The sequence below is a fragment of the Kitasatospora sp. NPDC032757 genome, from assembly GCF_055579305.1.
This window is the reverse complement of the sequence record NZ_JBVINN010000031.1, coordinates 80553-106580: the sequence shown is the minus strand read 5'-3', so window position 1 is coordinate 106580 and position 26028 is coordinate 80553. Positions and strand designations below refer to the sequence as shown.

The window sequence follows — 26028 nt, the reverse complement described above, 5'->3', positions numbered from 1 at the left end:
CCACACCCCCCACCCCCTCACCCCCAGCCACCACCCCCCCCCCCCCCCCCCCCCCCCCCCCCCCCCCTCCCCCCCCCCCCCCCCCCCCCAGGGCCTCACTGCTTTCGGAGCGGCGTCGGAGCGGCTCGGAGCGGCTTTCGGGTCAGCCCAGTTCGAGGCTGCGCAGGACCAGCCCGGTGGCCGGCTTCGGGCCGAAGGAGGTGGACTTGCGCGGCATGGTGACGCCCTGCTCGGCGAGCCGGCGGACCACGCTCTCGCGCACCGGGTGCAGCAGGACCGCGGTGCCGCCGCTGCGGGCGGCTTCACGCTCGGCGGCCACGGCGGTGTGCAGGTAGCCGATGTCGTCCGGGCCGTCGGGGACGCGCCAGGTGTGGTCGAGCAGGGTGGCGTGCAGGACGGTCGCGTCCAGGTGGCGCCACTCCTCCGGCCGGTCCTGCGGCACGGTGGCGTCGAGCAGGTCCTCGTCGGGTTCGCCGACCAGCCAGAACACGCCCTCGCCGCCGGTCAGCAGGAAACTGCTGCCGCCGTTCCGCTTCTGCTCGGCGAGGGACCGCAGCGCCGTGTCCAGCGGGCCGGGCACCTCCTTGACCTGCCAGCGGTCGCCGAGCTTCTCCAGCGCCTCGGTGACCGGCAGCCGGTACAGCACCCGGTGGATCGCCCGGACCTTCAGCGGGTAGCGGGCGGTGTCGACCAGCAGCACCAGGCCGCGGTCCCACGGGCTGCGCGGCAGGTGCCGGTGCTCGCGCTGGAGCCGCAGGTACATCTCCCAGCGGTGGTGGCCGTCGGCGATCAGCGCCCGGCAGGTGGCCAGGTCGCGGCCGATCTCGGCGATCTCGGCGGGGTCGGTGACGGCCCAGAGACGGTGGTGGGTGCCGTCGGTGGTGGTCGTGGTGAGCAGCGGCTCGCCCTGGACGGCGCGTTCGACCACGCCGGCCGCGCCGCCGTTGCCCCGGTAGGTGAGCAGCAGCGGTTCGAGGTTGGCGCGGGTGGTGCGCATCAGGCCGACCCGGTCGGCGACCGGCCGGGGCATCACGTCCTCGTGCGGGAGGACGACGCCGGCCTCGCTTCCGCTGACGGCGAGGGCACCGATCAGGCCGCGCTGGAGCAGCTCCGGGGAGTCGCCGCCGGCGGGCACGCGCTGCTCGTAGACGTACAGCGCGGGCTCCGGGTCGGCGGCCAGGACGCCTTCGCGCTGCCAGTCGCGCAGCAGCCGGGCGGCGTGCCGGTACCGGGTGTCGCGGTCGGGGCGGTCGCCGGCGTCGTCCGGTTCGGGGCGCGGCAGGATCAGCCGGACCACGTTGTGCGGGTCGGCCGTCTCCAGGTCGAGCCGGCGGCCGGGGTCGACGACGTCGTACGGGGGCGAGGTCACCGCGGCCAGGGTGCCGACCCGGTCGGGGACGTATCGGAGGCCACGGAAGGGGGACAGGGACAGACCTGCGGTGGCGACGTGACCGGGATCGCCGGGGCCGCCCTGCGGAGACTCCGCTCCGCTTTCTGCACTGGGGGTGCTCATTCTGGGCATCGTAACCGGGTACGCGTTGTTCAGAGATCGGAACACCCGTGCTGGTCGGTGGGGCGGGTGTCGTGACCGAGGGCGAGGTACGGCGTGAGCGAGCGCAGCGGCGGGCAGGAGCGGGTGGACGGCGGCAGCGGGGGCGCGGACGGCTCCCCGGGCGGATTCGCGGGCGATGAGGGCTCCGACGGGGGCGGGGTCCCGGCGCAGGGACAGGCGGGGGAGCCCGTGGGGGACGTGTACGAGTGGTTCCGCCGGGGCGGGAAACTGCTGGCGCAGGGGCACCCGGCCGCTGCCGAGCAGCTGCTGGCGCGGGCGGCCGCGGCGGAGCCGCACTCGCGCAGCATCCGGGAGACGTTGGCGAGAGCGCAGTTCGACGCGGGTTCGTACGCGGCGGCGCTGGAGAACTTCCGGGCGGTCGCCCTGGCCGATCCGTCGGACGACTACGCTCAGTTCGGGTGGGGCGTCGCGGCCGCGCGGCTGGGCGACTTCGAGACGTCCGCCGAGCACCTGGCGTTGGCCGTGGCGATGCGACCGGAGGCCGACCACTACCGGGCCGCGCTGCGGCAGACCCGGGCGACCCTGGCGGCGCGCGCGGGCGCGTTCGGACCGCTGCTGCCCGGGGCACCGGGGTACCTGGAGCCCCCGCGGGCCGGTGACGGCTCGCAGGCCGTGCCCGGCCCGGACGACTCGGGCGGCTCGGGCGGCTCGGGCAACCCGGAGGGCTCGGGCGGCCCGGACGCCACGGGCGGGCGGCGCGGCACGCATGGCACGGATGACGGCGATCGACGCAGTGAATGAGGTAGAGCAGGCATGACCGAGACGGCCACCACCGCGCGACGGACCTCCCCCGGCGGGAGCGGGCTCCCGCTGACCGAGGCGTACGACACGGCACTGCTGGACCTCGACGGGGTGGTGTACGCCGGGCCGCACGCGATCGAGCACGCGGTGGCGTCGCTGGCCTCCGCGCGGACGGCCGGGATGCGGCTGGCGTACGTGACCAACAACGCCTCCCGCCCGCCCCGGGTGATGGCCGCGCACCTGACCGAGCTGGGCGTGCCCGCCGAGCCCGCGGACGTGATCAACTCGGCGCAGGCGGCCGCCCGGGTCGTCTCCGAGAAGGTCCCGGCCGGGTCGAAGGTGCTGGTCGTGGGTGGTCCGGGCCTGGAGGAGGCGCTGGCCGAGCGTGGCCTGGTGGCCGTCCGGACGCTGGCCGAGGAGCCGCTCGCGGTGGTCCAGGGCTTCGACCCCTCGGTGGGGTGGCAGCACTTGGCCGAGGCGTCGTTCGCGATCCAGAGCGGGCTGCCGTGGGTGGCGTCCAACCTGGACCTGACGGTGCCGCAGGCGCGCGGCATCGCGCCGGGCAACGGCACGCTGGTCGCGGCGGTGCGGGCGGCGACGGGCGTGGAGCCGGAGGTGGCGGGCAAGCCGCTGCCGCCGATGCACCGGGAGACGGTGCTGCGGACGGGGGCGCGGCGGCCGCTGGTGGTCGGGGACCGCCTGGACACCGACATCGAGGGCGCGTTCAACGGCGGGGTGGACAGCCTGCTGGTCTTCACCGGGGTGACGACGGCCGCGCAGCTGCTGGAGGCCCCGGTGGAGCACCGGCCGACGTACCTGTCGGCGGACCTGCGCGGGCTGCTGGCCCCGCACCCGGAGGTGGCCGGGCAGTCGGGCGGCGGCTTCGGCTGCGGCGGCTGGGTCGCGGCGGTGCAGGACGGCGAGCTGCGGTTCGCGGCCACCGGTGAGGACCGCTGGGACGGGCTGCGGGCGCTGTGCGCGGCGGCCTGGACGGCGCTGGACGCCGACGGCGGGCCGGCGGACGGCCGGAAGGCGCTGGCCGAGCTGGGCTTCTGAGGGCCGTCCGGCAGATGCCGGGCCCCTGAGGCCGCGCCTGGGGCCCGGGAGCCGGGTCAGAGCAGGGTGCGCAGCCGCAGCAGGTCGCGGAAGCCCGCCTCCAGCTTGACCCGGCCGCCGGCCCAGGCGGACGCGAAGTTGAGCCGGCCGTCGACCATGGCGACCAGGTCGTCGCTGCTCATGGTGAGCCGGATCTCGGCCTTCTCCGTCGGGGCGCCGGGGGCCTCGGTGACGTCCTCGATGCGGCCGTCGCGCAGCCGGCCGGTGAAGGTCAGGTCGAGGTCGGTGATCCGGCAGGTGAGCGAGCGGTCGAGGGCGGCGGCCTTGCGGACGTCTCCGGTGGACTTCGCCATGTTCCGGCTGAGCTGTTCCAGTGCCGCGCGGCACTCCTCGGCGTTGGCCATGGCGGCTGGTCCACTCCCTGTACGGCGGCGACTGCGGTGACTGCGGGGTCACGGTACCGCAGGAGGGTTTTGGCGGTAGCGTCGTCTGTGGGGTGCCCGGAACGGTCCGGGCACCGACGGCGACGAAGCAATGCGCGCAGGCGCTAAGGAGGCACCCGGATGCTGCCGAAGACGGTGCGGGGAGCGGTGGAGGTCGCCGCCGGGCTGGTGGAGGAGGTCGGCAAGCGGGTCGTCGGGACGGCGGCCGGGTTGCTGGAGAAGGGCGGGCTCGACGTCGCCGAGCTCGAGCGCCGGCTGGGTGGGCAGTTCCCGCCGTCGGCCGAGTCGCTGCAGACGCTGGCCGAGGAGGCGTTGACCGCCGGGCGGGCCGGGGTGGACCTGGCCGTCGGGGTGGCGCGCGGCGAGGTGGAGAAGGCCTTCGAGCGGGTCGGTGACCAGGTGACCAAGGTCGGCGTGGTCCTCGCCTACCTGGAGAGCAAGCTGCGCGAGGTCGAGGAGGAGGGCGTCGCGCCCGCGCCGAAGCCGGGGGCCGGGGCGGAGGAGCCCGGGCCGGCGCCGCGGGCCGACGGGCTGTTCGGGCAGGGCTGGGAGCGTGAGGACGAGCCGGCGGCGCCCGCGGCCCGGGCGGTCGGTGAGCCGATAGTGGCCGAGCGGGTGGAGGTCGACGCGCCGGTCGAGGTCGATCCGCCGGTGCCGCCGGTGCGTGCGGGGCGGGCGGTGCAGGAACCGGTGGCGGAGAGGCCGCCGAGGAAGGCCCCGGCGAAGCGTGCGGGCGCCCCCGAGCCCGCGTCCAGGGCCACGTCCAAGGCCGTGTCCAAGACGCCCTCGAAGCCCGCCCCGAAGCCCGCGGCGAAGAAGGCGGCCACCAAGAAGGCGGCCACCAAGAAGGCGGCCGCGAAGAAGGCGGCCACCAAGAAGGCGGCCGCCGACAAGACGACGGTCCGGAAGCCGGCCACCAAGGCCGCGGCCACGGAGAACGCGGCCACCAAGGACGCGGCGGCCAGGAAGGCCGTCACCAAGAAGGCGGCGGTGAAGAAGACCGCCGCTGTCAGGAAGACCGGCGGCGCGAAGAAGCCCGAGCAGCCCGATGCCTGACCTCGACCCGGCCGTCCCGGCTCCCGCCCCCGCCGCGGGCACGCCCGGCGCCGTGGGTGAACCGCTCCCGCTGGGTGTCGAGCTCACCCCGACCGGCCACCCGGCCGTGGACGCCGGGCTGGCCCGGCTGGAGGTGCTGGACGGGGTACCGACCGACGCGCACGTCGCGGTGTACGAAGATGTTCACCAGCGGCTGACCGACACGCTGGCCGCGCTCGACCGGGAATGACCCGCCGGGGATGACCCGCAGAACCACCTGTAGGAGCTGAAACACCAGTGGCAGTGGCACGACGCCGTCTCGACGCGGAGCTGGTCCGCCGCAAGCTGGCCCGGTCGCGCGAGCACGCGTCCGAGCTGATCGCGGCCGGCCGGGTGACCATCGGCGGCACCACCGCGACCAAGCCGGCCACCCAGGTGGAGACCTCGGCGGCGGTCGTGGTGGCCAAGGACGAGAACGACCCGGACTACGTCTCGCGCGGCGGCCACAAGCTGGCCGGCGCCTTCGCCGCCTTTGTGCCGCAGGGCCTGGTGGTCGAGGGCCGCCGGGCGCTGGACGCGGGCGCGTCCACGGGCGGCTTCACCGACGTGCTGCTGCGCGCCGGGGCGGCAAACGTGCTGGCGGTGGACGTCGGCTACGGGCAGCTGGCCTGGTCGCTGCAGAGCGACGACCGGGTGACGGTGATGGACCGCACCAACGTGCGCGAGCTGACCGTGGACCTGATCGGCGGCACGCCGGTCGACCTGGTGGTCGGCGACCTCTCGTTCATCTCGCTCGGCCTGGTCCTGCCCGCGCTGGCCGGCTGCGCCGCCGAGGACGCCGACCTGGTGCTGATGGTCAAGCCGCAGTTCGAGATCGGCAAGGAGCGGCTCGGCAGCGGCGGGGTGGTGCGCAGCCCGCAGCTGCGTGCCGAGATGGTGCGCCAGGTCGCCGGGCAGGCCTGGGAGCTCGGGCTGGGTGTGCGGGCCGTCACGGCGAGCCCGCTGCCGGGGCCGTCCGGGAACGTCGAGTACTTCCTCTGGCTGCGCCGGGACGCCGAGCAGTTGGACCCGGCGGAGGCGGACCGGGCCGTCGCGGAGGGCCCCCGATAGGGTGCTCTGCGGACGTCCGGTCCGTCATGCTGGGTGACGCGGCCGAACCGGGCCAAGGGCGACCCGGCAGCCGTAGGGAGAGGGCAGCGGGCATGAATGATGAACGTACGGTCTTCCTGATCGCGCACACCGGCCGGGAGGCGGCGCTGCGCAGTGTCGAGGGGCTGGTGCACGGCCTGCTGAAGGCGGGGATCAGAATCCGGCTGCTGGCGGCCGAGGCGGTGGACCTGGATCTGCCGGACGGGGTCGAGCGGGTGGCCGGGGGGCCGGGTGCGGCGGACGGTTGTGAGCTGATCCTGGTCGCGGGCGGGGACGGGACGCTGCTGCGCGGTGCGGAACTGGCGCGCGAGCACGGGCTGCCGATGCTGGGCATCAACCTCGGCCGGGTGGGCTTCCTCGCCGAGGCCGAGCGGGACGATCTCGCGGTGGTGGTCGAGCGGGTGGTCGACGCCGACTACGAGGTCGAGGAGCGGATGACCCTCGACGTGATCGTCCGGACCAACGGCGATGTGGTGCACCACGACTGGGCGTTGAACGAGGCGTCGATCGAGAAGGCGTCCCGGGAGCGGATGCTGGAGGTGGTGACCGAGGTGGACGGCCGCCCGGTCTCCAACTTCGGTTGTGACGGGGTGGTCTGTGCGACGCCGACCGGCTCGACGGCATACGCGTTTTCCGGCGGCGGGCCGGTGGTCTGGCCGGAGGTGGAGGCGCTGCTGATGGTGCCGATCAGCGCGCACGCGCTGTTCGCCCGGCCGCTGGTGACCTCGCCGGACTCGGTGCTGGCGGTGGAGGTGCAGCCGAAGACCCCGCACGGGGTGCTCTGGTGCGACGGCCGCCGTTCGGTCGAACTGCCCGCCGGGGCACGGGTGGAGGTCCGCCGGGGCCAGACGCCGGTGCGCCTGGCGCGGCTGCACCGGGCGCCGTTCACCGACCGTCTGGTGGCCAAGTTCGCGCTGCCGGTGACGGGTTGGCGCGGACGGGCGGAGACGCACTGAATCCACCGCAGGTCACGGTGAACTGATCCTTCGTCAGACCGCCAGTGGCTGGCTGTCGTCGGCGGCCTCGCTCCACCGGCCGCCGGCGGCCGCCCGGGTGGCGAGCGCGGCGAGGCGTTCGACGGCGGCCGGCACGGCCGGGGCCGGCAGGGTGAGCGGAATCCGGATGTGGTGCTCGAACGCGCCGTCCGAGCCGAAGCGGTTGCCCGCGGCGATCCGGACGCCACCGTGCTCGCCCGCCAGGGCCAGCGCCGCGCCGGAGACGCCGCCGGTGGAGACCCAGAGCACGAGCCCGCCGGGCGGGGCGGCGTAGCGCCACTCGGGCAGGTGGGCGGGAAGTGCGCGGGCGAAGGCGTCGGCGGTGGCCCGCATCCGGTCCCGCTGATGGGCGCGGACGGCGGCCAGCGGCTCGCCCAGCAGCTCGGCGGCGATCAGCTGGTCCAGCACCGGGGCGCCGACGTCGCTGTAGACGCGCTCGGAGGCCAGCCGGCGGACCAGGGCGGGGGCGGCCCGGACCCAGCCGATCCGCAGGCCGCCCCAGAGCAGCTTGCCGGCCGAGCCGACCGTGACCACCTGGGCCGAGCGGTCCAGTGCGGCCATCGGGCGGGGGAGTGCGGCGTCGTCCGGGACGCCCCAGCCGAGTTCGGCGGTGGTCTCGTCGACCAGCACCACGGTGCCGGCGGCGCGGGCGGCGGCCAGCAGTTCGCGGCGCTGCTCCTCGGAGACGAGGGCGCCGGTCGGGTTGTGGAAGTCCGGGATCACGTAGGCGACCTTGGGCGCGGCGCCGTGCAGCACCCGCCGCCACTCGGGGAGGTCCCATTCGGGCTGCCGGGCCGCACCGCCGGGCCAGGCGTACGGGACGGGGACGAGGCGGGCGTCACCGCGCCGCAGTGCTTGCAGCGTGTGTGCGTAGCTGGGCGCCTCGACGGCGACCCGGTCGCCGCGGCCGATCAGCGCCCGCTGGACGAGGTGCAGGCCGCCCATCGCGCCGATGGTGATCAGGATCTGGTCGGGGGTGGTGGGCAGTCCGCGTTCGGTGAAGCGGCGGGCCACCGCCTCGCGCAGCACCGGGACGCCGGTGGGGAAGTGGCCGTGCCCGGCGGCGTACGCGGGCAGCTGCTCGACGGCCCGGGCGGCGGCCGCGCCGAGGAAGGGCTGCGGGGCGGGCAGCGCGGCGACGCCGAGGTCCAGGGTGTGGCCCTGCTCGTCCGGCGGCACCGGCTGCAGTGCGTCGCCGGGCGGCGGCGCACCCTCGGGCAGGGCGGTCCAGCTGCCGGATCCGCGCCGGCTGCGCAGGTAGCCGTCGGTGCGCAGGGCCTCGTACGCGGTGGCCACGGTGGTGCGGCTGAGCCGCAGGGCGAGGGCCAGTTCGCGTTCGGCGGGCAGCCGGGCGCCGACCGGCAGCCGGCCTTCGGAGACCAGCAGCCGGATCTGCCCGGCCAGGGTGCGGTAGGCGGGCCGGCGGGAGGCCGGCTCGGGCAGCCGGGCGGTGGAGAGCAGCCGGGCGAGCGCGGCGGCGGTGACGGTGGTGTGCCAGTCGGCCATGCTGATCAGTCCACTTGCTTGGAATTGGCCCTGGAGCGGTCTTCATTGGCCTGCCCATCATGGCAGGGCGGCCATGGAGTCCGCCACCGCCGGCGGCGAGGCCCCGGGGTGCAGCACCACCCGCAGGAGACCCGATGGCCACCACCACCACGCCCGCGCCCGTCCCCGCTCCCGTCACCGCCGGGACCTCCCTCGCCGTCCGCCTGCTCGGTGACACCCACGCGCTGGGCCGCCGGCTCCCGCAGCTCGCCGTCGGGCTCTGGCTGTACGGGACGAGCATGGGGCTGATGCTGCGCTCCGGGCTCGGTCTCGACCCCTGGGACGTCTTCCACCAGGGCCTCCAGCGCACCGCGGGCCTCTCGGTGGGCACCTGGGTCACCATCTGCGGCGCCCTCGTCCTGCTGCTCTGGATCCCGCTGCGCCAGCGCCCCGGCCTCGGCACCGTCGCCAACGTGCTGGTGCTCGGCGCGGCGATGGACGTCACCCTGAGGGTGGTCGGCACACCCGGCCCGCTGCCGGCCCGGATCGCCCTGATGACCGCCGCGATCCTGCTGAACGGCCTGGCCACCGGCCTCTACATCGGCGCCCGCTTCGGCCCCGGCCCGCGCGACGGCCTGATGACCGGCCTGCACCGGCGTACCGGCCGCTCGCTGCGGCTGATCCGGACCGGGATCGAACTGGCCGTGCTGGCCGCCGGTGTCCTGCTCGGCGGCACCGCCGGCGTCGGCACCGTCGCGTACGCGCTGGCCATCGGCCCGCTCGCACAGTTCTTCCTGCGCTGGTGCACCGTCCCCACCAGTGCGCAAACTTCCCGGAAGGGATGAACTTGCGGGCGCAGAGTTGCCGCTCGTCGCGCGGCGGGGGTGGAACCTCGTAAGGTCGTCACCGTGTTGGACGAGATGCGGATACGGGATCTTGGGGTCATCGACGACGCGGTGGTCGAACTGGCCCCCGGCTTCACCGCCGTGACCGGTGAGACCGGCGCCGGCAAAACGATGGTGGTGACCAGCCTCGGGCTGCTGCTCGGCGGCCGCGCCGACCCGGGCCTGGTGCGCAACGGCGCCGGGCGCGCGGTCGTCGAGGGCCGCCTCGAGCTGCCCGCCGGCTCCCCGGTGGCCGCCCGCGCGGTCGAGGCCGGCGCCGAACTGGACGACGGTGCGCTGCTGATCAGCCGGACCGTCTCCGCCGAGGGCCGCTCCCGGGCGTACGTCGGCGGCCGGGCCGTGCCGGTCGGGCTGCTGGCCGAACTCGGCGAGGACCTGATCGCCGTCCACGGCCAGACCGACCAGCAGCGGCTGCTCCGCCCGGCCCGCCAGCGCGGCGCCCTGGACCGTTACGCGGGCGAGGCGGTGGCCGAGCCGCTGGCCCGGTACCGCGAGGTCTACCGCCGGCTGCGCGAGGTCTCCGCCACCCTGGAGGAGCTGACCACCCGGGCCCGCGAGCGCGCCCAGGAGGCGGACCTGCTCCGCTTCGGCCTGGACGAGGTCGCCGCCGCCGAGCCGGTGGCCGGCGAGGACGCCGAACTGAGCGCCGAGGCCGAGCGGCTCGGCCACGCCGACGCGCTCTCCTCCGCCGCCACCCTCGCCCACGCCGCCCTGGCCGGCGACCCGGCCGACCCGGAGGCGCTGGACGCCGGCACCCTGCTCGCCCAGTCCCGCCGCGCCCTGGACGCCGTCCGCCACCACGACGAGCGGCTCGCCACCCTCGCCGACCGGCTGAACGAGGTCGGCTACCTGCTCGCCGACGTGGCCGGCGACCTGGCCGGCTACGCCGACGACCTGGACGCCGACCCCGTCCGGCTGGCCGCCGTCGAGGACCGCCGGGCCGTCCTGGCCCAGCTGCTGCGCAAGTACGGCGGCCCGGAGAACTCCCTGGCCGAGGTGCTGGCCTGGGCCGAGACCGGCTCCGCCCGGCTCCTCGAGCTCGACGGCGACGACGAGCGGATCGACGAGCTGGGCGCCCGGGAGACCGCGCTGCGCGCCGAGCTGGCCGAGCTGGCGGCCGAGGTCTCGGCCGCCCGGCACGCCGCCGCCGGCCGCTTCGCCGAGGCCGTCTCCGCCGAGCTGGCCGAACTCGCCATGCCGCACGCCCGGGTCACCTTCTCGATCAGCCAGGTCGACGACCTGTCCGGGATCGAGATCGAGGGCCGCACCGTCGCCTACGGACAGCACGGCGTGGACGAGGTCGAGGTACTGCTCGCCCCGCACCCCGGCGCCCAGCCCCGGCCGATCGCCAAGGGCGCGTCCGGCGGTGAGCTGTCCCGGGTGATGCTCGCCGTCGAGGTGGTCTTCGCCGGCGCCGACCCCGTCCCCACCTACCTGTTCGACGAGGTGGACGCCGGCGTCGGCGGCAAGGCCGCGGTCGAGATCGGCCGCCGCCTCGCCAAACTGGCCGAATCCGCCCAGGTCGTGGTGGTCACCCACCTCCCGCAGGTCGCCGCCTTCGCCGACCGGCACCTGGTGGTCGAGAAGACCAACGACGGCACTGTGACCCGCAGTGGTGTCAAGGTGCTGAACGACGAGGAGCGGGTGCGCGAACTCTCCCGGATGCTGGCCGGACTCGAGGATTCCGAGCTCGGCCGCGCCCACGCGGAGGAGCTGCTGGCCGCCGCCAGGGCGCCGCGCCACGGGTAGCCGGCGCCGGCGGCCCCCTGCGGACCGACGGCGACGCGCCCTGGTGGCGCCGACTGTCCAAGAGGGCCGCCGACCTGGCATGGTGGCGGCTGGACACTGGCTTTCCAGTCCCGAGCGTCGCTGGCGGGAAATCCTCGCACCGCGGCGCGCGAACCTGATCGAGTCGGATGCGAGACGACGTGGACCATTCCGCCGCCCGGGCCGCCGCGGCCGCCCCAGAACCGGGTCAGCTGCACGTGGTGCTCGTCCTGGCCGCCAGTACCGGCGGCATCGGTGCGCACGTGCGCTCCCTGGCACAGGGCCTGGTCGCGCACGGAGTGGCCGTGACGGTGTGCGCGCCCGCCGGCACGGACGCGCTCTTCGGCTTCTCCCGCACCGGCGCCAGATTCCACCTGGTCGACATCACCCCCACCGCGGGAGCCCGCAGCGACGCCACCGCGATCGGCGAGCTGCGCCGGGCCTTCACCGGCGCCGACGTGGTGCACGCCCACGGCCTGCGCGCCGCGCTCCTCTCCGACCTGGCGCTGCGCACCGCCGGCCGCTTCCCGGGCCTGCGCCCGGAGACCCCGTTGGTGGTCACCTCGCACCACGCGCTGCTGGCCACCGGCATGGAGCGGCGGCTCCAGCGGCTGATGGAGCGCCGGGTGGCGCGCGCCGCCGACCTGGTGCTCGGCGCCTCCTCCGACCTGGTGGCCCGGGCCCGCGAGCTGGGCGCCACCGACGCCCGCCTCGGGCCGGTCGCCGCCCCGCCGATGCCGGAGGGCCGGCTGGAGCGGGCCGAGGCCCGGGCGGCGCTGCTCGGCGACGGCCCGGACCGCCCGCTGCTGCTGGCGGTCGGCAGGCTCGTCCCGCAGAAGGCCTTCGGGCTGCTGCTGGACGCCTGCCGGGAGCTGGCCGCGCTGGACCCGGAGCCGCTGCTGCTACTCGCGGGGGACGGCCCGGAGGCCGCCCCGCTGCGCGAGCGGGTGGCCGCCGAGAAGCTCCCCGTCCGCCTGCTCGGCTACCGCACCGACGTACCGGACCTGCTGGCCGCCGCCGACGTGGTGGTCGTCTCCAGCCGCTGGGAGGCCCGTTCCCTGGTGGTCCAGGAGGCGATGCGGGCCGGCGTGCCGGTGGTCGCCACCGCCGTCGGCGGCGTCCCCGAACTGGCCGGGGACGCGGCTGTGCTCGTCCCGCCCGGCGACGCGGCCGCGATCGGCCGCGCCGTGCGCGAGCTGCTCGCCGACCCGGCCCGCCGCGAACGGCTGGTGGCGGCCGGCCGGCAGCAGGCGCAGACCTGGCCGGACGAGGCCGCCACCGTCGCCCAGGTGCTCAGCACCTACGACGAGCTGGTCCAGCGCACCGGCTAGGTCCCGTCCGCCGGGATCGACCGGACAGGACCCGCCCGCTCAGACGGTGGCCTGCTCGGCCCGGTCGGCGGCCAGGCCGTCCGGCTGGGCGGAGAGGTAGGCGCCGCCGCAGGCCGTGAGCCGCAGCGCGGTGTCGATCAGCGGGACGTGGCTGAAGGCCTGCGGGAAGTTGCCGACCTGGCGCTTCTCCCGCGGGTCCCACTCCTCGGCGAGCAGCCCGACGTCGTTGCGCAGGGCCAGCAGCTTGTCGAAGAGCTCGCGCGCCTCCTGAACCCGGCCGATCATGGCGAGGTCGTCGGCCAGCCAGAACGAGCAGGCCAGGAAGGCGCCCTCGTGGCCGGAGAGGCCGTCGACGTTGTTGCCGCTCTCGTCGTGCGTCGGGTAGCGCAGCACGAAGCCGTCCTCGGTGGAGAGCTCGCGCTGGATGGCCTCGATGGTGCCGATCACCCGCTTGTCGTCCGGCGGGAGGAAGCCCACCTGCGGGATCAGCAGCAGCGAGGCGTCCAGCTCCTTGCCGCCGTAGTACTGCGTGAAGGTGTTGCGCTCCGGGTCGTAGCCCTTCTCGCAGACGTCCCGGTGGATGGTCTCGCGCAGCTCGCGCCAACGCTCCAGGTGGCCGTCGGAGGGCGCGTCCTCGGGGGTCTGCTCCAGCAGCTTGATGGTGCGGTCGACGGCGACCCAGGCCATCACCTTGGAGTGGACGAAGTGCCGGCGCGGGCCGCGGACCTCCCAGATGCCCTCGTCCGGCTCCTGCCAGTGGTCCTCCAGGTACTCGATCAGGCGCAGCTGGAGGTGGTGGGCGTGGTCGTTGCGGACCAGGCCGGTCATGTGGGCCAGGTGCAGGGCCTCGACCACCTCGCCGTAGACGTCCAGCTGGAGCTGGCCCGCCGCGCCGTTGCCGACCCGGACGGGCTGGGAGCCCTCGTAGCCGGGCAGCCAGTCGAGCGAGGACTCGGTGAGCTCGCGCTCGCCGGCGATGCCGTACATGATCTGCAGGTTCTCCGGGTCCCCGGCGACAGCGCGCAGCAGCCACTCGCGCCAGGCCTTGGCCTCGTCGCGGTAGCCGGTGCGCAGCAGCGAGGAGAGCGTGATCGCGGCGTCGCGCAGCCAGGTGTAGCGGTAGTCCCAGTTGCGCTCGCCGCCGATGTCCTCGGGCAGCGAGGTGGTGGGGGCGGCGACGATGCCGCCGGTGGGGGCGTAGGTGAGGCCCTTGAGGGTGATCAGCGAGCGGATCACGGCCTCGCGGTAGGGGCCCTGGTAGGTGCACTGGCCGGCCCAGTCGTGCCAGAAGCCGGCCGTGGCGTCGAGCATCTCCTCGGCGTCCGGGGCGGTCGGCGCGTCCAGGTGGGAGGCCTGCCAGGTGAGCGCGAAGGCGATCCGCTCGCCGGCCGTGACGGTGAAGTCGGCGTAGGTGGTGAGGTTGCGCCCGTACGTCTCGGCCTCGCCGTCCAGCCAGACGGAGTCGGGGCCGGCCACGGCGACGGTGCGGTGGCCGCCGTCGGCCTGCTCGACCCGGTGCACCCAGGGGACGATCCGGCCGTAGCTGAACCGCATCCGCACCGCCGAGCGCATCCGGACGGTGCCGGACAGGCCCTCGACGATCCGGATCACCTGGGGGACGGAGTCCCGGCCGGCCAGCGGGCGCGGGGGCATGAAGTCGATCACCCGGACGCTGCCGCCCCGGCAGTCCCACTCCTGCTCCAGGATCAGCGAGTCGCCCCGGTAGCGGCGCCGGTCGGCGGGGACGGCCGGCGCGGCCGCGGTGGGCGGCGGGACGCGGAGGTCGCCGGTGTCGGTGAAGCGCGCGCGCGGTGCGGCCGGGGCCGGGGCGGCCGCCGGGGCGGGCAGCTCGGTGTCGACCACTTCGGCCGGGCCGATCCGCCAGAAGCCGTGTTCATCGGTGCCGAGCAGGCCGGCGAAGACCGCCGGCGAGTCGAAGCGGGGCAGGCACAGCCAGTCGACCGCCCCGTCCCTGCTGACCAGGGCGGCGGTCTGCATGTCCCCGATGAGTGCGTAGTCCTCGATACGGCCGGCCACGTGGATCTCCAGTTCGCAATGTGGTCACGACGCATCGGCGATCCGGGGAGAGCCAGCGGGTCTGCGGGGCCGGGGCCGCCCCCGGGACGTCCGGCCTGCCGATGGGTGCCGGCGGGCCTTGCTGGAGTGTCCGCGCGAGGCTCGGTCGAGACCCCGGAGTGGGTGGGGAGGGGCTCGAATACGGGGAGGTCCGGTCGCGCATCGGGGACCGAGAGGTTTCTGACCCTCCCACGCCCTCCGCGTGCTCGTGCTGTCGGCGATGCGTCCGTGCAGCTTACGACGGACGAAAGGGGCGAAGCACGCGGGCGCAGCCCCGTGTGGCGCCACAATTCGGCGGAAATGCCGTGCATCGCGGGGGTGGCGGGCAGGATGGCCCGGAAGGATCACCACCGGGTGGCCCGTCGGGAGGGCTGGTCATGGCCCGGACGAGTGCCGCCGGGTGGCCCGCCCGGGCCGGTCGTGAAACCGGTGTGACCCATGCGCCGTATGGTGCGCCTGTTGTGCGCCTGGTGGTGCGCCGGGCGTGCGGTCCGAGGACACCGGGAGTGCCCGGAACGCGTCCCGGCCGGGTCACTGTTACCCTGGTATCCCGTGGACCGGTGGGATCAAACGCCCCGGACCAGCCGAACCGACGACCCCGCGAGCGACGTGCACCGCACCCCGCTCCGGTCGGTTCAGGCGAGCCGCGAGCCTCCCGCCCACGTCACCTTCGACACGCGACCCACGGGAGCCCCCTCTTGGCACAGCCCCATTCCGGCAAGGCATCGAACGGCCGCGCCGTGACGACCAAGCACCTCTTCGTCACCGGGGGTGTCGCCTCGTCGCTCGGCAAGGGCCTCACCGCCTCCAGCCTGGGCGCCCTGCTCAAGGCCCGCGGCCTGCGTGTGACGATGCAGAAGCTCGACCCGTACCTCAACGTGGACCCGGGCACCATGAACCCGTTCCAGCACGGTGAGGTCTTCGTCACCGACGACGGCGCCGAGACCGACCTCGACATCGGTCACTACGAGCGGTTCCTCGACACCAACCTGCACGGCTCGGCGAACGTCACCACCGGCCAGGTGTACTCGACCGTCATCGCCAAGGAGCGCCGCGGCGAGTACCTGGGCGACACCGTCCAGGTGATCCCGCACATCACCAACGAGATCAAGTCCCGGATCCGCCGGATGGCGACCGAGGACGTCGACGTGGTGATCACCGAGGTCGGCGGCACCGTCGGCGACATCGAGTCGCTGCCCTTCCTGGAGGCCGTCCGCCAGGTCCGCCACGAGGTCGGCCGGGACAACGTCTTCTTCGTGCACGTCTCCCTGCTGCCCTACATCGGCCCCTCGGGCGAGCTGAAGACCAAGCCCACCCAGCACTCGGTGGCCGCGCTGCGCAACATCGGCATCCAGCCGGACGCCATCGTGCTGCGCGCCGACCGCGAGGTCCCGCAGGCCATCAAGCGCAAGATCTCGCTGATGTGCGACGTGGACGAGGAGGCCGTGGTCGCGGCCATCGACGCCAAGTCGATCTACGACATCCCCAAGGTGCTGCACGGCGAGGGCCTGGACGCCTACGTCGTCCGCCGCCTGGACCTGCCGTTCCGCGACGTCGACTGGACCACCTGGGACGACCTGCTGCGCCGCGTCCACGAGCCGCAGCACATCGTCAAGGTCGCGCTGGTGGGCAAGTACATCGACCTGCCGGACGCCTACCTGTCGGTGACCGAGGCGCTGCGTGCCGGCGGTTTCGCCAACAACGCCCGGGTCGAGATCAAGTGGGTCACCTCGGACGACTGCACCACGCCCGAGGGCGCACAGGAGCACCTCGGCGACGTGGACGCGATCTGCATCCCCGGTGGCTTCGGCGACCGCGGGGTGGACGGCAAGGTCGCCGCGATCACCTACGCCCGCGAGAACAGGATCCCGCTGCTCGGCCTCTGCCTGGGTCTGCAGTGCGTGGTCATCGAGGCCGCCCGCAACCTGGCCGGCCTGCCCGAGGCCAACTCGACCGAGTTCGACGCGGCCGCCAAGTACCCGGTCGTCTCCACCATGGCCGAGCAGCTGGCGATCGTCGACGGCAAGGGCGACCTGGGCGGCACCATGCGCCTGGGCCTCTACCCGGCCAAGCTCGCCGAGGGCTCGATCGTCCGCGAGGTCTACGGCGGCGAGCAGTACGTCGAGGAGCGCCACCGCCACCGCTACGAGGTCAACAACGCGTACCGCGCCGACCTGGAGAAGACCGGCCTGCAGTTCTCCGGCCTCTCCCCGAAGGGTGACCTGGTCGAGTACGTCGAGTACCCGCGCGAGGTGCACCCCTACCTGGTGGCCACCCAGGCCCACCCGGAGCTGAAGTCCCGCCCGACCCGTCCGCACCCGCTCTTCGCGGGCCTGGTGAAGGCGGCCATCGAGATCAAGACGGCGGACGCCTCGGAGTAGGCCGTCACCGTTCACCGACGGCGGCCCCGCGATTCCCGCGGGGCCGCCGTTCGGCGTTAGATTGTGTCGTACTGACGAAAAGGGGAGACCGATGGACGACCAGGGCATCTTCGACGTGGCGGAGGAGTGGGAGGTCCGGGAGAGCGATACGCCGTTCCAGGGCAAGGTCACCGGCGTGCGCACCGAGGAGGTCCGGATGCCCGACGGCAGCTGGGCCCGCCGCGACTACCAGACCCACCCCGGCTCGGTCTCCGTCCTCGCGCTGGACGACCAGCAGCGGGTGCTCATCCTGCGCCAGTACCGCCACCCCGTCCGCCAGCGGCTCTGGGAGCTGCCGGCCGGCCTGCTCGACGTGCCCGGCGAGAACCCGCTGCACGCCGCCCAGCGCGAGCTGTACGAGGAGGCGCACTGCAAGGCCGGGGCCTGGCGGGTGCTGGTCGACTTCTACACCTCGCCCGGCGGCACCGACGAGGCGCTGCGGCTCTTCCTCGCCACCGACCTCGCCGAGGCCGAGGGCGAGCGCTACGAGGCGCACGGCGAGGAGCTCGAGATCGAGACCGCCCGGGTGCCCGTCGCGGAGCTGGTCCGCCTGATCCACGCCGGCGAACTGCACAACCCCACCCTGATCACCGGCACCCTCGCCGTGCACGCGGCGCTCACCGGCCCCGGCGGCCTGGACGCGCTGCGGCCCGCGGACTCGCCCTGGCCGGCCCGGCCCTTCGAGGCCTGACTCCGGGAGCCGCGCCCCGCGGTTGATCCGCGGGGGTGATTTACCGGTTCGTACGACCGGATGTCACCTCGGCCGAGCCGGACGGCCGAACTACGCTTCGCAGACAGGGCGCCCCTGCCGGGCCGCCTCCGCTGAGCACTGGGTGACGTCGGGAGTGGCACGGGTGGCGAGAAAGACGGCGACCATGGAAGCGGGCTCCGGCGCACCCCCCGCGGGCGTTCCCGGGTTGGACCGGCTGCCCGCCGGGCCCGCCCTGCTCGTCGGCAGGCGCGCCGAGCTGGCCGCGCTGCGGGCCGCCGCCGCGCGGCCCGCCGAGGGTCGCAGTCCCGTCCTGGTGCTGGCCGGCCGCCCCGGCTCCGGCCGGACCACACTGGCGGCCCGGTTCGCCGTCACCGTCGCCGCCGACTACCCCGACGGCGTGCTCTTCGCCCGCCTCTCCGCCCCCGACGGCGGCCGCGTGCCGCCCGCCCGGGCCGCCCGGCGGCTGCTGGAGCAGCTCGGTGCCGACGGTGCCGGCGTGCCGCTGCCCGGCGCCGTCGAGGACGGGAGGGACGAGCCCGCCTGCGTCGCGCTGCGCGAGGCGCTGGCCGGCCGGAAGGTCCTCATGGTGCTGGACGACGTCCGGGACGCCGGGCAGGTCTGGCCGCTGCTCGCGGACGAGCCGGGCTGCCTCGTCCTGGCCACCACCGCCGGGCCGCTCACCGGGATCGAGGACATCGACCCGGTCATCCTCGGCGGGCTCGACCGGCAGGCCTCGGGCGAACTGCTCGGCGACCTGGTGGGCGGCACCAGGATCAGCTGCGACCCGGTCGGCGGGGCCGACCTCGCGGAGGCCTGCGCCTCCCGGCCCGCGGCGCTGCGGCTGATGGCCGGGTGGCTGCGGGGCAACCCCGAGCTGGCCGTCACGGACGCGGCGCGGGAGCTGGCCCGGGCGGTGCGGGAGGCGGACGGGACGGTGGCAGGCCAGGCGGCGGGGACTGCGGCGGCCAAGGCGGCGGGAAAGGCGGCGCAGGGGGCGGGGAAGGAGGGGAGGCCGGACGGGACGGGTGTTCCGGCGAAGGACGTTGCGGCCGGCGGGCAGGACGCCCCGGTCAAGGACTCCCCGGTCAAGGACTCCCCGGCCATGGACGTCCGGGCGGGGAAGAACGGGAAGCGCCCGTCGGCCGAGGAGCGGGCCGGACGGGGGAAGCGGCCGGCTGCCGGGGGCGGGAGGCCCGCGGACGCCGAGGCCGGGAAGCCGGCCGACAAGCCCGCCGACAGGCCGCTCGGCAAGTCACTCGACAAGCCGCTCGACAAGCCCGTCGTGCCGCCGACCGACCCGGCGGCCTGGGTGAAGCCCGGGCCCGAGCCCGCCGAACCCGTCCCCGTCCCGGACAACGACCCGCTGATCGGCGCGTTCACCCTCCTCTACGGGACGCTGCCGGCCGCCCAGGCCCGGATGCTGCGGTCGCTCACCCTCGCGCCCGCCCAGACGGCGGACCTGCGCACCGCCTCCGCCCTGGTCGGCTGCCCGGCGCCGGAGGCCGCCACGATGCTGGCCGCACTCGCCGAGCGGGAGCTGCTCGGCGAGGAGGCGCCCGCCGCCGACGGCACCCCCCGCTACCGGGTACCCGGCCGGCTCTACCCCCGGCTGGTCCGGCTGCGCGAGCGCGAGGACCGGCCCGCCGCGGTCGAGCTGGCCAGGGCGCGGCTGCTGGAGCGGCTGGTCCGGCTCACCGAGGCGGCCCGCGCCCTGCTCGACCCGGCCGGCGGCCCCGCGCCGGACCCGCTGCCCGGCCCGCTGAGACTGCGCTCGGCCGCGCAGGCCCGGCAGTGGCTGCTCGGCGAGCGCGACGTCCTGCTCGGCGCCGTCGCCGACGCGATCGGCCAGGGAGACCTGGACGGCTCGGCCGGCCGGCTGGTCACCGCCCTGCTCCGGTCGCTGCCGCTGACCGGCGCCGCCGCCCCGGCCGATCTCTACCAGCTGCACGAGCTGGTGCTGACGGTGGCCGAGCGGCACGGGAAGCCCCGCCGCGCCGCCGCCGCGCTGCTCAACCTGGGGGACCTCCAGGCCGCCGCCGGCAGCTGGGAGCAGGCCGCCGGCCACTACCGCGCCGCCCTGGACCACGCCCGCTCCGCCGACGACGAGCCGCTCTGTGCCCGCGCGCTGGAGAGCGCGGCCGGCTGTCACCGGGCGCTCGGTGACGCGGTGCGTGCTGCCGACTGGTACGGCCGGGCGCTCGGCCTGCGGCAGTCCATGGGCGACCAGGCCGCCGAGGCCCGGCTGCTCGCCCGGGTGGCGGAGGCGCACACCGCGCAGCGCCGCTTCGAGGAGGCCGAGCGGGAGTACCGGGCGTCCCTGTCGGTGCTGCGCCGGCTGGGCGACGAACGCGGGCAGCAGACGGTCGGCGCCTCCCTGGCGGACCTGCGGGAACGCCTCGACGCCGGGTGGTAGTGCGCGGTTCGGGAGTATCGTCAGAGATGCCCGGTTGAGACGCCATTGGTAGGAAGATCACTGGGGAAGCCTACGAACCTGCCAATGTGTCCGGCAGATTTATTCACTTTGGAAGGCTGACACGCCGCCTGGGCTTCATTACACTCGAACTCAGTCGCGCAGCGATCCGTGCCCCGGTGTCTTCCGGAGGTCTCCCCACGTGCGCGTCGCCCGCCGGTCTTCTCCGGTAGGGACCCCCATGGCAAGAGGACGTGTTTAGCCGTGAAGGTCGGCATCCCCCGCGAGGTCAAGAACCACGAGTACCGCGTGGCCATCACGCCCGCCGGCGTGCATGAGCTGGTCCGCAACGGACACGAGGTCTACATCGAGGACAACGCCGGTGTCGGCTCCTCGATCCCCAACGAGGAGTACGTGGCCGCCGGCGCCACCATCCTCCCCACCGCCGACGAGGTGTGGGCCACCGCCGACCTGCTGCTGAAGGTCAAGGAGCCCATCGCTGAGGAGTACCACCGTCTGCGCAAGGGCCAGACCCTCTTCACGTACCTGCACCTGGCGGCCGACCGCGCCGGCACCGACGCGCTGGTCGCGTCCGGCACCACCGCGATCGCGTACGAGACCGTGCAGCTCGCCAACGGCGCCCTGCCGCTGCTCGCCCCGATGTCCGAGGTCGCGGGCCGGCTGGCCCCGCAGGTCGGCTCGTACCACCTGATGCGCCCGGCCGGCGGCCGCGGCGTGCTGCCCGGCGGCGTGCCCGGCACCCACCCGGCCAAGGCCGTCGTCATCGGCGGTGGCGTCTCCGGCTGGCACGCGGCCACCATCGCCATCGGCATGGGTTACGAGGTGACCCTGCTCGACCGCGACATCAACAAGCTGCGCGAGGCCGACAAGGTCTTCGGCACCAAGATCAAGGCCATCGCCTCCAACTCCCTGGAGCTGGAGAAGGCCGTCCTGGACGCCGACCTGGTGATCGGCGCCGTGCTGATCCCGGGCGCCAAGGCCCCGAAGCTCGTCACCAACGAGCTGGTCTCCCGCATGAAGCCGGGCTCCGTGCTCGTCGACATCGCCATCGACCAGGGCGGCTGCTTCGAGGACTCGCACCCGACCACGCACGCCGAGCCGACCTTCCAGGTCCACAACTCGGTCTTCTACTGCGTGGCCAACATGCCGGGCGCCGTCCCGAACACCTCCACCTACGCGCTGACCAACGCGACGCTGCCGTACGTCGTCGAGCTGGCCAACCGTGGCTGGAAGGACGCGCTGCGCCGCGACCCGGCCCTGGCCAAGGGTCTGAACGTGCACGAGGGCCAGATCACCTTCGGCGCCGTCGCCGAGGCCTTCGGCCTGGAGTCGGTCGCCCTGGAGAGCATCCTCGCCTGATCTCGTCCTTCCGGGTCGGTACGGGTCCGCGCCCTCACGGGCGCAGGCCCGTACCGACCGTGGCCGCTCCCCGCGGGGCGGCCCGCAGGCCCCCGACCCTCCCTCCTTCCCCGTCGGCGGACAGGAGGGGCCCCATCCTGGGGTCGGGGGCTTCGGCATGCCCGTGAACGGGCGGTGGCGTGGGTGGGTCGCTCTGTCGTCAATTTCTGTGGGTCGCGTCACCCGACGGCAGAAACGTTAGGGTCAAGGGCCCGCGCATCCCTTGACAGAGGGATGCCCGATAGTCGACACATCCTGCCCACTACCGTGGATTGTGTTGCTGCGAACGCCTTGAACGGCCTAGAGTCGCAAACCGTCGGCATGCTGCCACGCTGACGAATCGACATAGAGTCCTGGATGCCCAAGGAGGTAAGACGACTTGTGAATGAGTCGACATTTGCTCCCGGGGGTGGTCAGCCAGGACTGGCGGAGCACACCGCCGGCCAGCCGAGTGAGGAGTCCGGGGCCCGGCAGGCCACCGTGGGCTCGGCCGAGGTCGGCTCGGTCGCACTCCGTACCTTCGAAGCACGCCAGAACACAGCACAGGTGACCACGGTGACCGACTACGACGCCGATCTGCCGGCCCACGGCCTGGCCTACGGCGAGTTCGCCTACGGCGCCTACGACGACCCGGACGCCGAGTACGAGCCGGACCCGGAGTACGCCGCCACGCTGGCCCCCGACGCCGCGCGCCAGCGCCGCGAGCGGGTCGGCCCGACCGGCCGTCCGCTGCCGTACTTCCCGATCCCCGCGCCGGTGGCCGAGCACGGCCCCGCGCAGATCATCGCGATGTGCAACCAGAAGGGCGGCGTCGGCAAGACCACGTCGACCATCAACCTGGGCGCGGCGCTGGCCGAGTACGGCCGCCGCGTGCTGCTCGTCGACTTCGACCCGCAGGGCGCGCTCTCGGTGGGCCTCGGCGTCAACCCGATGGAGCTCGACGTCACCGTCTACAACCTGCTCATGGAGCGGGGCCTGACGGCCGATGAGGTGCTGCTGAAGACGGCCGTGCCGGGCATGGACCTGCTGCCGTCCAACATCGACCTCTCCGCCGCCGAGGTGCAGCTGGTCAGCGAGGTGGCCCGGGAGTCCGCGCTGGCGCGCGCCCTGAAGCCGCTGCTGCCCGACTACGACTACGTCATCATCGACTGCCAGCCCTCGCTGGGCCTGCTGACGGTCAATGCCCTGACGGCCGCTCACAGCGTCATCGTCCCGCTGGAGTGCGAGTTCTTCGCCCTGCGCGGCGTCGCGCTGCTCACCGAGACCATCGAGAAGGTCTGCGAGCGGCTCAACCCCGAGCTGCGCCTGGACGGCATCCTGGCCACCATGTACGACTCGCGCACCGTGCACAGCCGCGAGGTGCTGGCCCGGGTCGTCGAGGCGTTCGGCGACCACGTCTTCCACACCGTCATCGGGCGGACCGTGCGCTTCCCGGAGACCACCGTCGCCGGCGAGCCGATCACCACGTACGCGACCAACTCGGTCGGTGCCGCCGCCTACCGTCAGCTCGCCAGGGAGGTGCTCGACCGGTGCCGCCCCGCCGAGTGAGTCTCCCGGGTGCCGACGAGCTGTTCCGGACCACCGGGGGGATGGCGCTGTCGCCGTCCCTCGCGCCGCGTCCGGCCGCCGAGGCTCCCAGACCGGAGACCGCACGGACCGTCAACGGTGCCGGCGGCACCGGCGCCGGCACGGACGGTGCCGAGGACGCCGAGGGCGGCGCCGAGGAGCGCCGGCCGTCGACGGTCGGCGCGCCGGGCGTCTCGGGCGGTATGCCGGGCACGGCGCCGGGCGGTACGCCGGCCGGAGTGTCGGTACCCGGTCCGGCGCAGCCGGGCGGTGCCCAGGGAGCCGGCCAGGGAGCCGGTGCCGGGCAGGCGGGTGCGGCGGGTGCCGCGCAGGCCGGGACGACGGTGCAGGGCGGCCGGGCCGCCGCGCCGGGGCCGCGCCAGCACGCGGGTGCCGCCGAGGAGCAGGCGGGCGGCGCGGGGCGCCCCCGTCCGCGTGGCCGGGCACCGCGCCGCCCGAGCGGGCGGGAGCGGCACGACGAGAAGATCACCGTGTACGTGTCGGCCGAGGAACTGATGGACCTCGAACACACCCGCCTGGTGTTGCGCGGGGAGCACGGGCTCGCGGTGGACCGCGGCCGGATCGTCCGGGAGGCCATCGCGGTGGTGCTGGCCGACCTGGAGCAGCGCGGCGAGGCGAGCATCCTGGTGCGGCGGCTGCGCGGGCGCTGATGCGCGGGCGCTGAGCCGGCGCCTACGGGTGCAGAGCGGGTGCCGGGCGGCGCTTACGGGTGGGCGCGGGTGCTGTGGTGCTGTGGCGGGTGGCTTTGTTCCTGCGGGTGCTGTGCGGCCGCTTGAGGGCTCTTTGCGGGCGGGTTGAGCCGCCTGCAGGGGTCGGGCCGCCCTGGGGGCGCCTGTCGGGCGCTGGGCCCTGCGCGCCGGGTGCGGTGTGTTCTCTGCTCTCTGCTGCGGTGGGCGGTGGCGCCCTGCGGCTGCGCCCCGCGGTCGGACCCGGGTGTGTGCCGAGGTTGCGGGCGGCGTGTCGGTGGCCCCGGCGTGGGGCGGGCGGCGCGGCCGGGTGAAGATGGACCGTCATGCCGAGCAGCCCCGAACCCTCCGTCGCCGCCGCCGGGACCGTCGGGCCCGCCGATGAGTCGCGGGGCGGCTTCCGGGTGCGGCTGGACAACTTCGAAGGCCCCTTCGACCTGCTGCTGAGCCTGATCGCCAAGCACCGGATGGACGTCACCGAGGTGGCACTGGCGACGGTCACCGACGAGTTCATGTCCTACATCCGGGCCATGGGCCCGGATTGGGACCTGGACGCCGCGACCGAGTTCCTGGTCGTCGCCGCGACCCTGCTCGATCTCAAGGCCGCGCGGCTGCTGCCCGCCGCCGAGGTCGAGGACGAGGAGGACCTCGCCCTGCTGGAGGCGCGCGACCTGCTCTTCGCCCGGCTGCTGCAGTACCGGGCCTACAAGCGGGCGGCCGCCGTGTTCGGCGAGCGCTGGGCCGCCGAGCTGCTCCGGCGGCCGCGGACCGCCGGGCTGGAGCCCGAGCACGCGCAGCTGCTGCCCGAGGTCGTGATCGGCATCGGCGCGGAGCGGTTCGCGCAGCTGGCGGCGAGGGCCATGGCGCCGAAGCCCGAGCCGGTCGTCTACGTCGACCACATCCACACCCCGCCGGTCAGTGTCCGGGAACAGGCTGGGCTGGTGGTCGGGCTGCTCACCGAGCTGGGCGAGGCCTCGTTCCAGCGGCTGGTCGAGGACGCGCCGGACGACCTGGTCGTGGTCGCGCGGTTCCTGGCGCTGCTGGAGCTGTACCGGGAGCGGGTGCTCGCCTTCGAGCAGCCGGAGGCGCTGGGCGAGCTGCTGGTGCGGTGGGTGGCCGAGGCGGACCGGGGCGCGGTCGAGGTGACGGACGAGTTCGACCGGCCGGCGGGCGAGCAGCCGGGCGGGCCGGGGCTGGGCACGTCGGGCGGGCCGCGGGGGGTCGGTCTGGAGCGGGTCGGGCCGCAGAAGGAGGAGCGATGACGTCTGGGACGGATGCCGGAGGGCGGCCGGTGCGGCGTCCGCTCGGGGTGCCCGGGCGGCCGCGGGCCGAGGAGTGGCTGGAACCGGCGCCGGGGCTCGGTGACGCGCTGCCCGGCGAGGTGGTGTCCGGTGACGCGGTACCTGGTGACGTGGTACTCGACGAGGCAGGGCTCGACGAGGTAGGGCTCGACGAGGGCGGGCTGGACGAGGTGGTGGCCGGGGGGTCGGCGGCCGGTGGGCCGGTAGCCGGCGAGCAGGCTCGGGCCGAGGCGCTGGTCGTGCACCAGAAGTCGGCCCCGACGACTTCCGGTGCCGGCGAGGTTCTGTCCGAGGAGGAGCCCGGGCTCGGGCTGAAGGCGGAGCTGGAGGCGATTCTGATGATCGTCGACGAGCCGGCCGGCGAGGCCCACCTGGCGTCCGTGCTGGAGCGGCCCCGGGCCGACGTGGCCGAGGCGCTGCGTGAGCTGTCCGCCGAGTACACCGCCCAGGGCCGGGGCTTCGACCTGCGGCTGGTCGCCGGCGGGTGGCGGTTCTACAGCCGGACCGAGTGCGCGCCGGCCGTCGAGCGGTTCGTCCTGGACGGCCAGCAGGCCCGGCTCTCCCAGGCCGCGCTGGAGACGCTGGCGGTCGTCGCCTACCGTCAGCCGGTGTCCAGATCGCGGGTCTCGGCCGTCCGTGGTGTGAACTGTGACGGCGTGATGCGTACCCTGGTACAGCGAGGACTGGTGGAAGAGGCCGGATCCGAGCCCGAAACAGGTGCGATCCTGTATCGGACGACGAACTACTTCCTGGAACGGATGGGGCTCCGCGGCCTGGATGAGCTGCCGGAGCTCGCTCCCTTCCTGCCCGAGGTCGACGACGTGGAAGCGGAGTCCCTGGAGGGCACGATGATCGCGGAGGCGGTCGCCGCCGCTGCCGTGCAGGCCGCGGGCGGCAGTGGCGAGGCCGATCGGGCTGCGCCTGATCGGTAGGGGGC

Annotated in this window: 21 protein-coding genes; 17 read left to right on the top strand and 4 right to left on the bottom strand. The window is 74.6% G+C overall.

The features are described from left to right. Window positions 1-142 precede the first annotated feature (142 nt). Window positions 143-1513, bottom strand: coding sequence for a DUF1015 family protein (locus ACZ5WK_RS28475; RefSeq protein WP_465551424.1), 1371 nt, complete (start codon window positions 1511-1513; stop codon window positions 143-145). Between the two features lie 93 nt (window positions 1514-1606). On the opposite strand from ACZ5WK_RS28475, the gene ACZ5WK_RS28470 reads away from it, so the two are divergent. Beyond that, window positions 1607-2314 (top strand): tetratricopeptide repeat protein, encoded by a 708-nt coding sequence (locus ACZ5WK_RS28470; protein WP_465551422.1) that lies wholly within the window; start codon window positions 1607-1609, stop codon window positions 2312-2314. A 12-nt stretch (window positions 2315-2326) separates the two neighbouring features. After that, the gene (locus tag ACZ5WK_RS28465; protein WP_465551420.1) at window positions 2327-3370 is read left to right on the top strand and encodes an HAD-IIA family hydrolase; all 1044 of its coding nucleotides are present in this window, start codon (window positions 2327-2329) and stop codon (window positions 3368-3370) included. Window positions 3371-3426: 56 nt separating this feature from the next. On the opposite strand, the gene ACZ5WK_RS28460 is transcribed toward ACZ5WK_RS28465, so the two are convergent. After that, entirely contained in the window at window positions 3427-3774 is a 348-nt protein-coding gene (locus tag ACZ5WK_RS28460) for an SCP2 sterol-binding domain-containing protein (RefSeq protein WP_405361740.1), read from the bottom strand. A gap of 159 nt (window positions 3775-3933) precedes the next feature. On the opposite strand from ACZ5WK_RS28460, the gene ACZ5WK_RS28455 reads away from it, so the two are divergent. From ACZ5WK_RS28455 to ACZ5WK_RS28440, 4 genes are all read left to right on the top strand, one after another. Then, the gene (locus ACZ5WK_RS28455) at window positions 3934-4869 is read left to right on the top strand and encodes a hypothetical protein (protein WP_465551418.1); all 936 of its coding nucleotides are present in this window, start codon (window positions 3934-3936) and stop codon (window positions 4867-4869) included. Continuing rightward, on the top strand, window positions 4862-5098 hold the full coding sequence (locus ACZ5WK_RS28450; RefSeq protein WP_465551416.1) for a hypothetical protein: 237 nt from the start codon (window positions 4862-4864) through the stop codon (window positions 5096-5098). The genes ACZ5WK_RS28455 and ACZ5WK_RS28450 overlap by 8 nt, the downstream gene beginning before the upstream one ends. Window positions 5099-5151: 53 nt before the next feature. After that, entirely contained in the window at window positions 5152-5958 is an 807-nt protein-coding gene (locus ACZ5WK_RS28445; protein ID WP_465551446.1) for a TlyA family RNA methyltransferase, read from the top strand. Between the two features lie 92 nt (window positions 5959-6050). Then, window positions 6051-6953 (top strand): NAD kinase, encoded by a 903-nt coding sequence (locus ACZ5WK_RS28440; RefSeq protein ID WP_396325819.1) that lies wholly within the window; start codon window positions 6051-6053, stop codon window positions 6951-6953. A 33-nt stretch (window positions 6954-6986) separates the two neighbouring features. Here the strand turns inward: ACZ5WK_RS28440 and yczR are convergent, their stop codons facing one another. Continuing rightward, a complete protein-coding gene (gene yczR, locus ACZ5WK_RS28435) occupies window positions 6987-8498 on the bottom strand; it encodes a MocR-like transcription factor YczR (RefSeq protein ID WP_465551414.1) in 1512 nt (503 codons plus the stop codon). Between the two features lie 134 nt (window positions 8499-8632). On the opposite strand from yczR, the gene yczE reads away from it, so the two are divergent. From yczE to ACZ5WK_RS28420, 3 genes are all read left to right on the top strand, one after another. After that, on the top strand, window positions 8633-9322 hold the full coding sequence (gene yczE, locus ACZ5WK_RS28430; protein WP_465551412.1) for a membrane protein YczE: 690 nt from the start codon (window positions 8633-8635) through the stop codon (window positions 9320-9322). A gap of 75 nt (window positions 9323-9397) precedes the next feature. After that, on the top strand, window positions 9398-11131 hold the full coding sequence (recN, locus tag ACZ5WK_RS28425) for a DNA repair protein RecN (RefSeq protein ID WP_465551444.1): 1734 nt from the start codon (window positions 9398-9400) through the stop codon (window positions 11129-11131). A gap of 167 nt (window positions 11132-11298) precedes the next feature. After that, window positions 11299-12480, top strand: coding sequence for a glycosyltransferase family 4 protein (locus ACZ5WK_RS28420; protein ID WP_465551410.1), 1182 nt, complete (start codon window positions 11299-11301; stop codon window positions 12478-12480). A 39-nt stretch (window positions 12481-12519) separates the two neighbouring features. On the opposite strand, the gene ACZ5WK_RS28415 is transcribed toward ACZ5WK_RS28420, so the two are convergent. Further along, complete coding sequence (locus ACZ5WK_RS28415; protein WP_465551408.1) at window positions 12520-14517, bottom strand: glycoside hydrolase family 15 protein; 1998 nt, start codon at window positions 14515-14517, stop codon at window positions 12520-12522. A gap of 779 nt (window positions 14518-15296) precedes the next feature. On the opposite strand from ACZ5WK_RS28415, the gene ACZ5WK_RS28410 reads away from it, so the two are divergent. The 8 genes from ACZ5WK_RS28410 to scpB all read left to right on the top strand — a co-directional run bounded on the left by ACZ5WK_RS28410 (window position 15297) and on the right by scpB (window position 26023). Beyond that, the gene (locus ACZ5WK_RS28410; protein WP_396325824.1) at window positions 15297-16937 is read left to right on the top strand and encodes a CTP synthase; all 1641 of its coding nucleotides are present in this window, start codon (window positions 15297-15299) and stop codon (window positions 16935-16937) included. Window positions 16938-17028: 91 nt separating this feature from the next. Then, window positions 17029-17667 carry an NUDIX domain-containing protein gene (locus tag ACZ5WK_RS28405; RefSeq protein ID WP_465551405.1) on the top strand — a complete coding sequence of 213 codons (639 nt, stop codon included), beginning with the start codon at window positions 17029-17031 and terminating at the stop codon, window positions 17665-17667. 163 nt (window positions 17668-17830) lie between these two features. Then, window positions 17831-20101, top strand: coding sequence for an AAA family ATPase (locus tag ACZ5WK_RS28400; RefSeq protein ID WP_465551403.1), 2271 nt, complete (start codon window positions 17831-17833; stop codon window positions 20099-20101). A 261-nt stretch (window positions 20102-20362) separates the two neighbouring features. After that, window positions 20363-21478, top strand: coding sequence for an alanine dehydrogenase (gene ald / locus ACZ5WK_RS28395; RefSeq protein ID WP_465551401.1), 1116 nt, complete (start codon window positions 20363-20365; stop codon window positions 21476-21478). Window positions 21479-21997: 519 nt separating this feature from the next. Beyond that, complete coding sequence (locus ACZ5WK_RS28390) at window positions 21998-23065, top strand: ParA family protein (protein WP_374106126.1); 1068 nt, start codon at window positions 21998-22000, stop codon at window positions 23063-23065. Further along, window positions 23062-23754: a hypothetical protein gene (locus ACZ5WK_RS28385; protein ID WP_465551399.1), complete on the top strand. Its 693-nt coding sequence runs from the start codon at window positions 23062-23064 to the stop codon at window positions 23752-23754. Before ACZ5WK_RS28390 ends, ACZ5WK_RS28385 begins: the two co-directional genes overlap by 4 nt. Before the next feature lie 362 nt (window positions 23755-24116). Next, window positions 24117-25052 carry a segregation and condensation protein A gene (locus tag ACZ5WK_RS28380; RefSeq protein ID WP_465551397.1) on the top strand — a complete coding sequence of 312 codons (936 nt, stop codon included), beginning with the start codon at window positions 24117-24119 and terminating at the stop codon, window positions 25050-25052. Window positions 25053-25429: 377 nt separating this feature from the next. After that, window positions 25430-26023, top strand: coding sequence for an SMC-Scp complex subunit ScpB (gene scpB, locus ACZ5WK_RS28375; RefSeq protein WP_396325842.1), 594 nt, complete (start codon window positions 25430-25432; stop codon window positions 26021-26023). Window positions 26024-26028 lie beyond the last annotated feature (5 nt).

What these genes read in the sequence shown, in the direction of transcription:
- ACZ5WK_RS28450 (WP_465551416.1), top strand. Translation starts at nt 4,862, where the DNA reads ATGCCTGACCTCGACCCGGCCGTCCCGGCTCCCGCCCCCGCCGCGGGC.
- ACZ5WK_RS28455 (WP_465551418.1), top strand. Translation starts at nt 3,934, where the DNA reads ATGCTGCCGAAGACGGTGCGGGGAGCGGTGGAGGTCGCCGCCGGGCTG.
- ACZ5WK_RS28475 (WP_465551424.1), bottom strand. Translation starts at nt 1,513, where the DNA reads ATGAGCACCCCCAGTGCAGAAAGCGGAGCGGAGTCTCCGCAGGGCGGC.
- ACZ5WK_RS28460 (WP_405361740.1), bottom strand. Translation starts at nt 3,774, where the DNA reads ATGGCCAACGCCGAGGAGTGCCGCGCGGCACTGGAACAGCTCAGCCGG.
- ACZ5WK_RS28465 (WP_465551420.1), top strand. Translation starts at nt 2,327, where the DNA reads ATGACCGAGACGGCCACCACCGCGCGACGGACCTCCCCCGGCGGGAGC.
- yczR (WP_465551414.1), bottom strand. Translation starts at nt 8,498, where the DNA reads ATGGCCGACTGGCACACCACCGTCACCGCCGCCGCGCTCGCCCGGCTG.
- ACZ5WK_RS28380 (WP_465551397.1), top strand. Translation starts at nt 24,117, where the DNA reads ATGCCGAGCAGCCCCGAACCCTCCGTCGCCGCCGCCGGGACCGTCGGG.
- ACZ5WK_RS28440 (WP_396325819.1), top strand. Translation starts at nt 6,051, where the DNA reads ATGAATGATGAACGTACGGTCTTCCTGATCGCGCACACCGGCCGGGAG.
- ACZ5WK_RS28405 (WP_465551405.1), top strand. Translation starts at nt 17,029, where the DNA reads ATGGACGACCAGGGCATCTTCGACGTGGCGGAGGAGTGGGAGGTCCGG.
- recN (WP_465551444.1), top strand. Translation starts at nt 9,398, where the DNA reads ATGCGGATACGGGATCTTGGGGTCATCGACGACGCGGTGGTCGAACTG.
- scpB (WP_396325842.1), top strand. Translation starts at nt 25,430, where the DNA reads ATGATCGTCGACGAGCCGGCCGGCGAGGCCCACCTGGCGTCCGTGCTG.
- ACZ5WK_RS28420 (WP_465551410.1), top strand. Translation starts at nt 11,299, where the DNA reads ATGCGAGACGACGTGGACCATTCCGCCGCCCGGGCCGCCGCGGCCGCC.
- yczE (WP_465551412.1), top strand. Translation starts at nt 8,633, where the DNA reads ATGGCCACCACCACCACGCCCGCGCCCGTCCCCGCTCCCGTCACCGCC.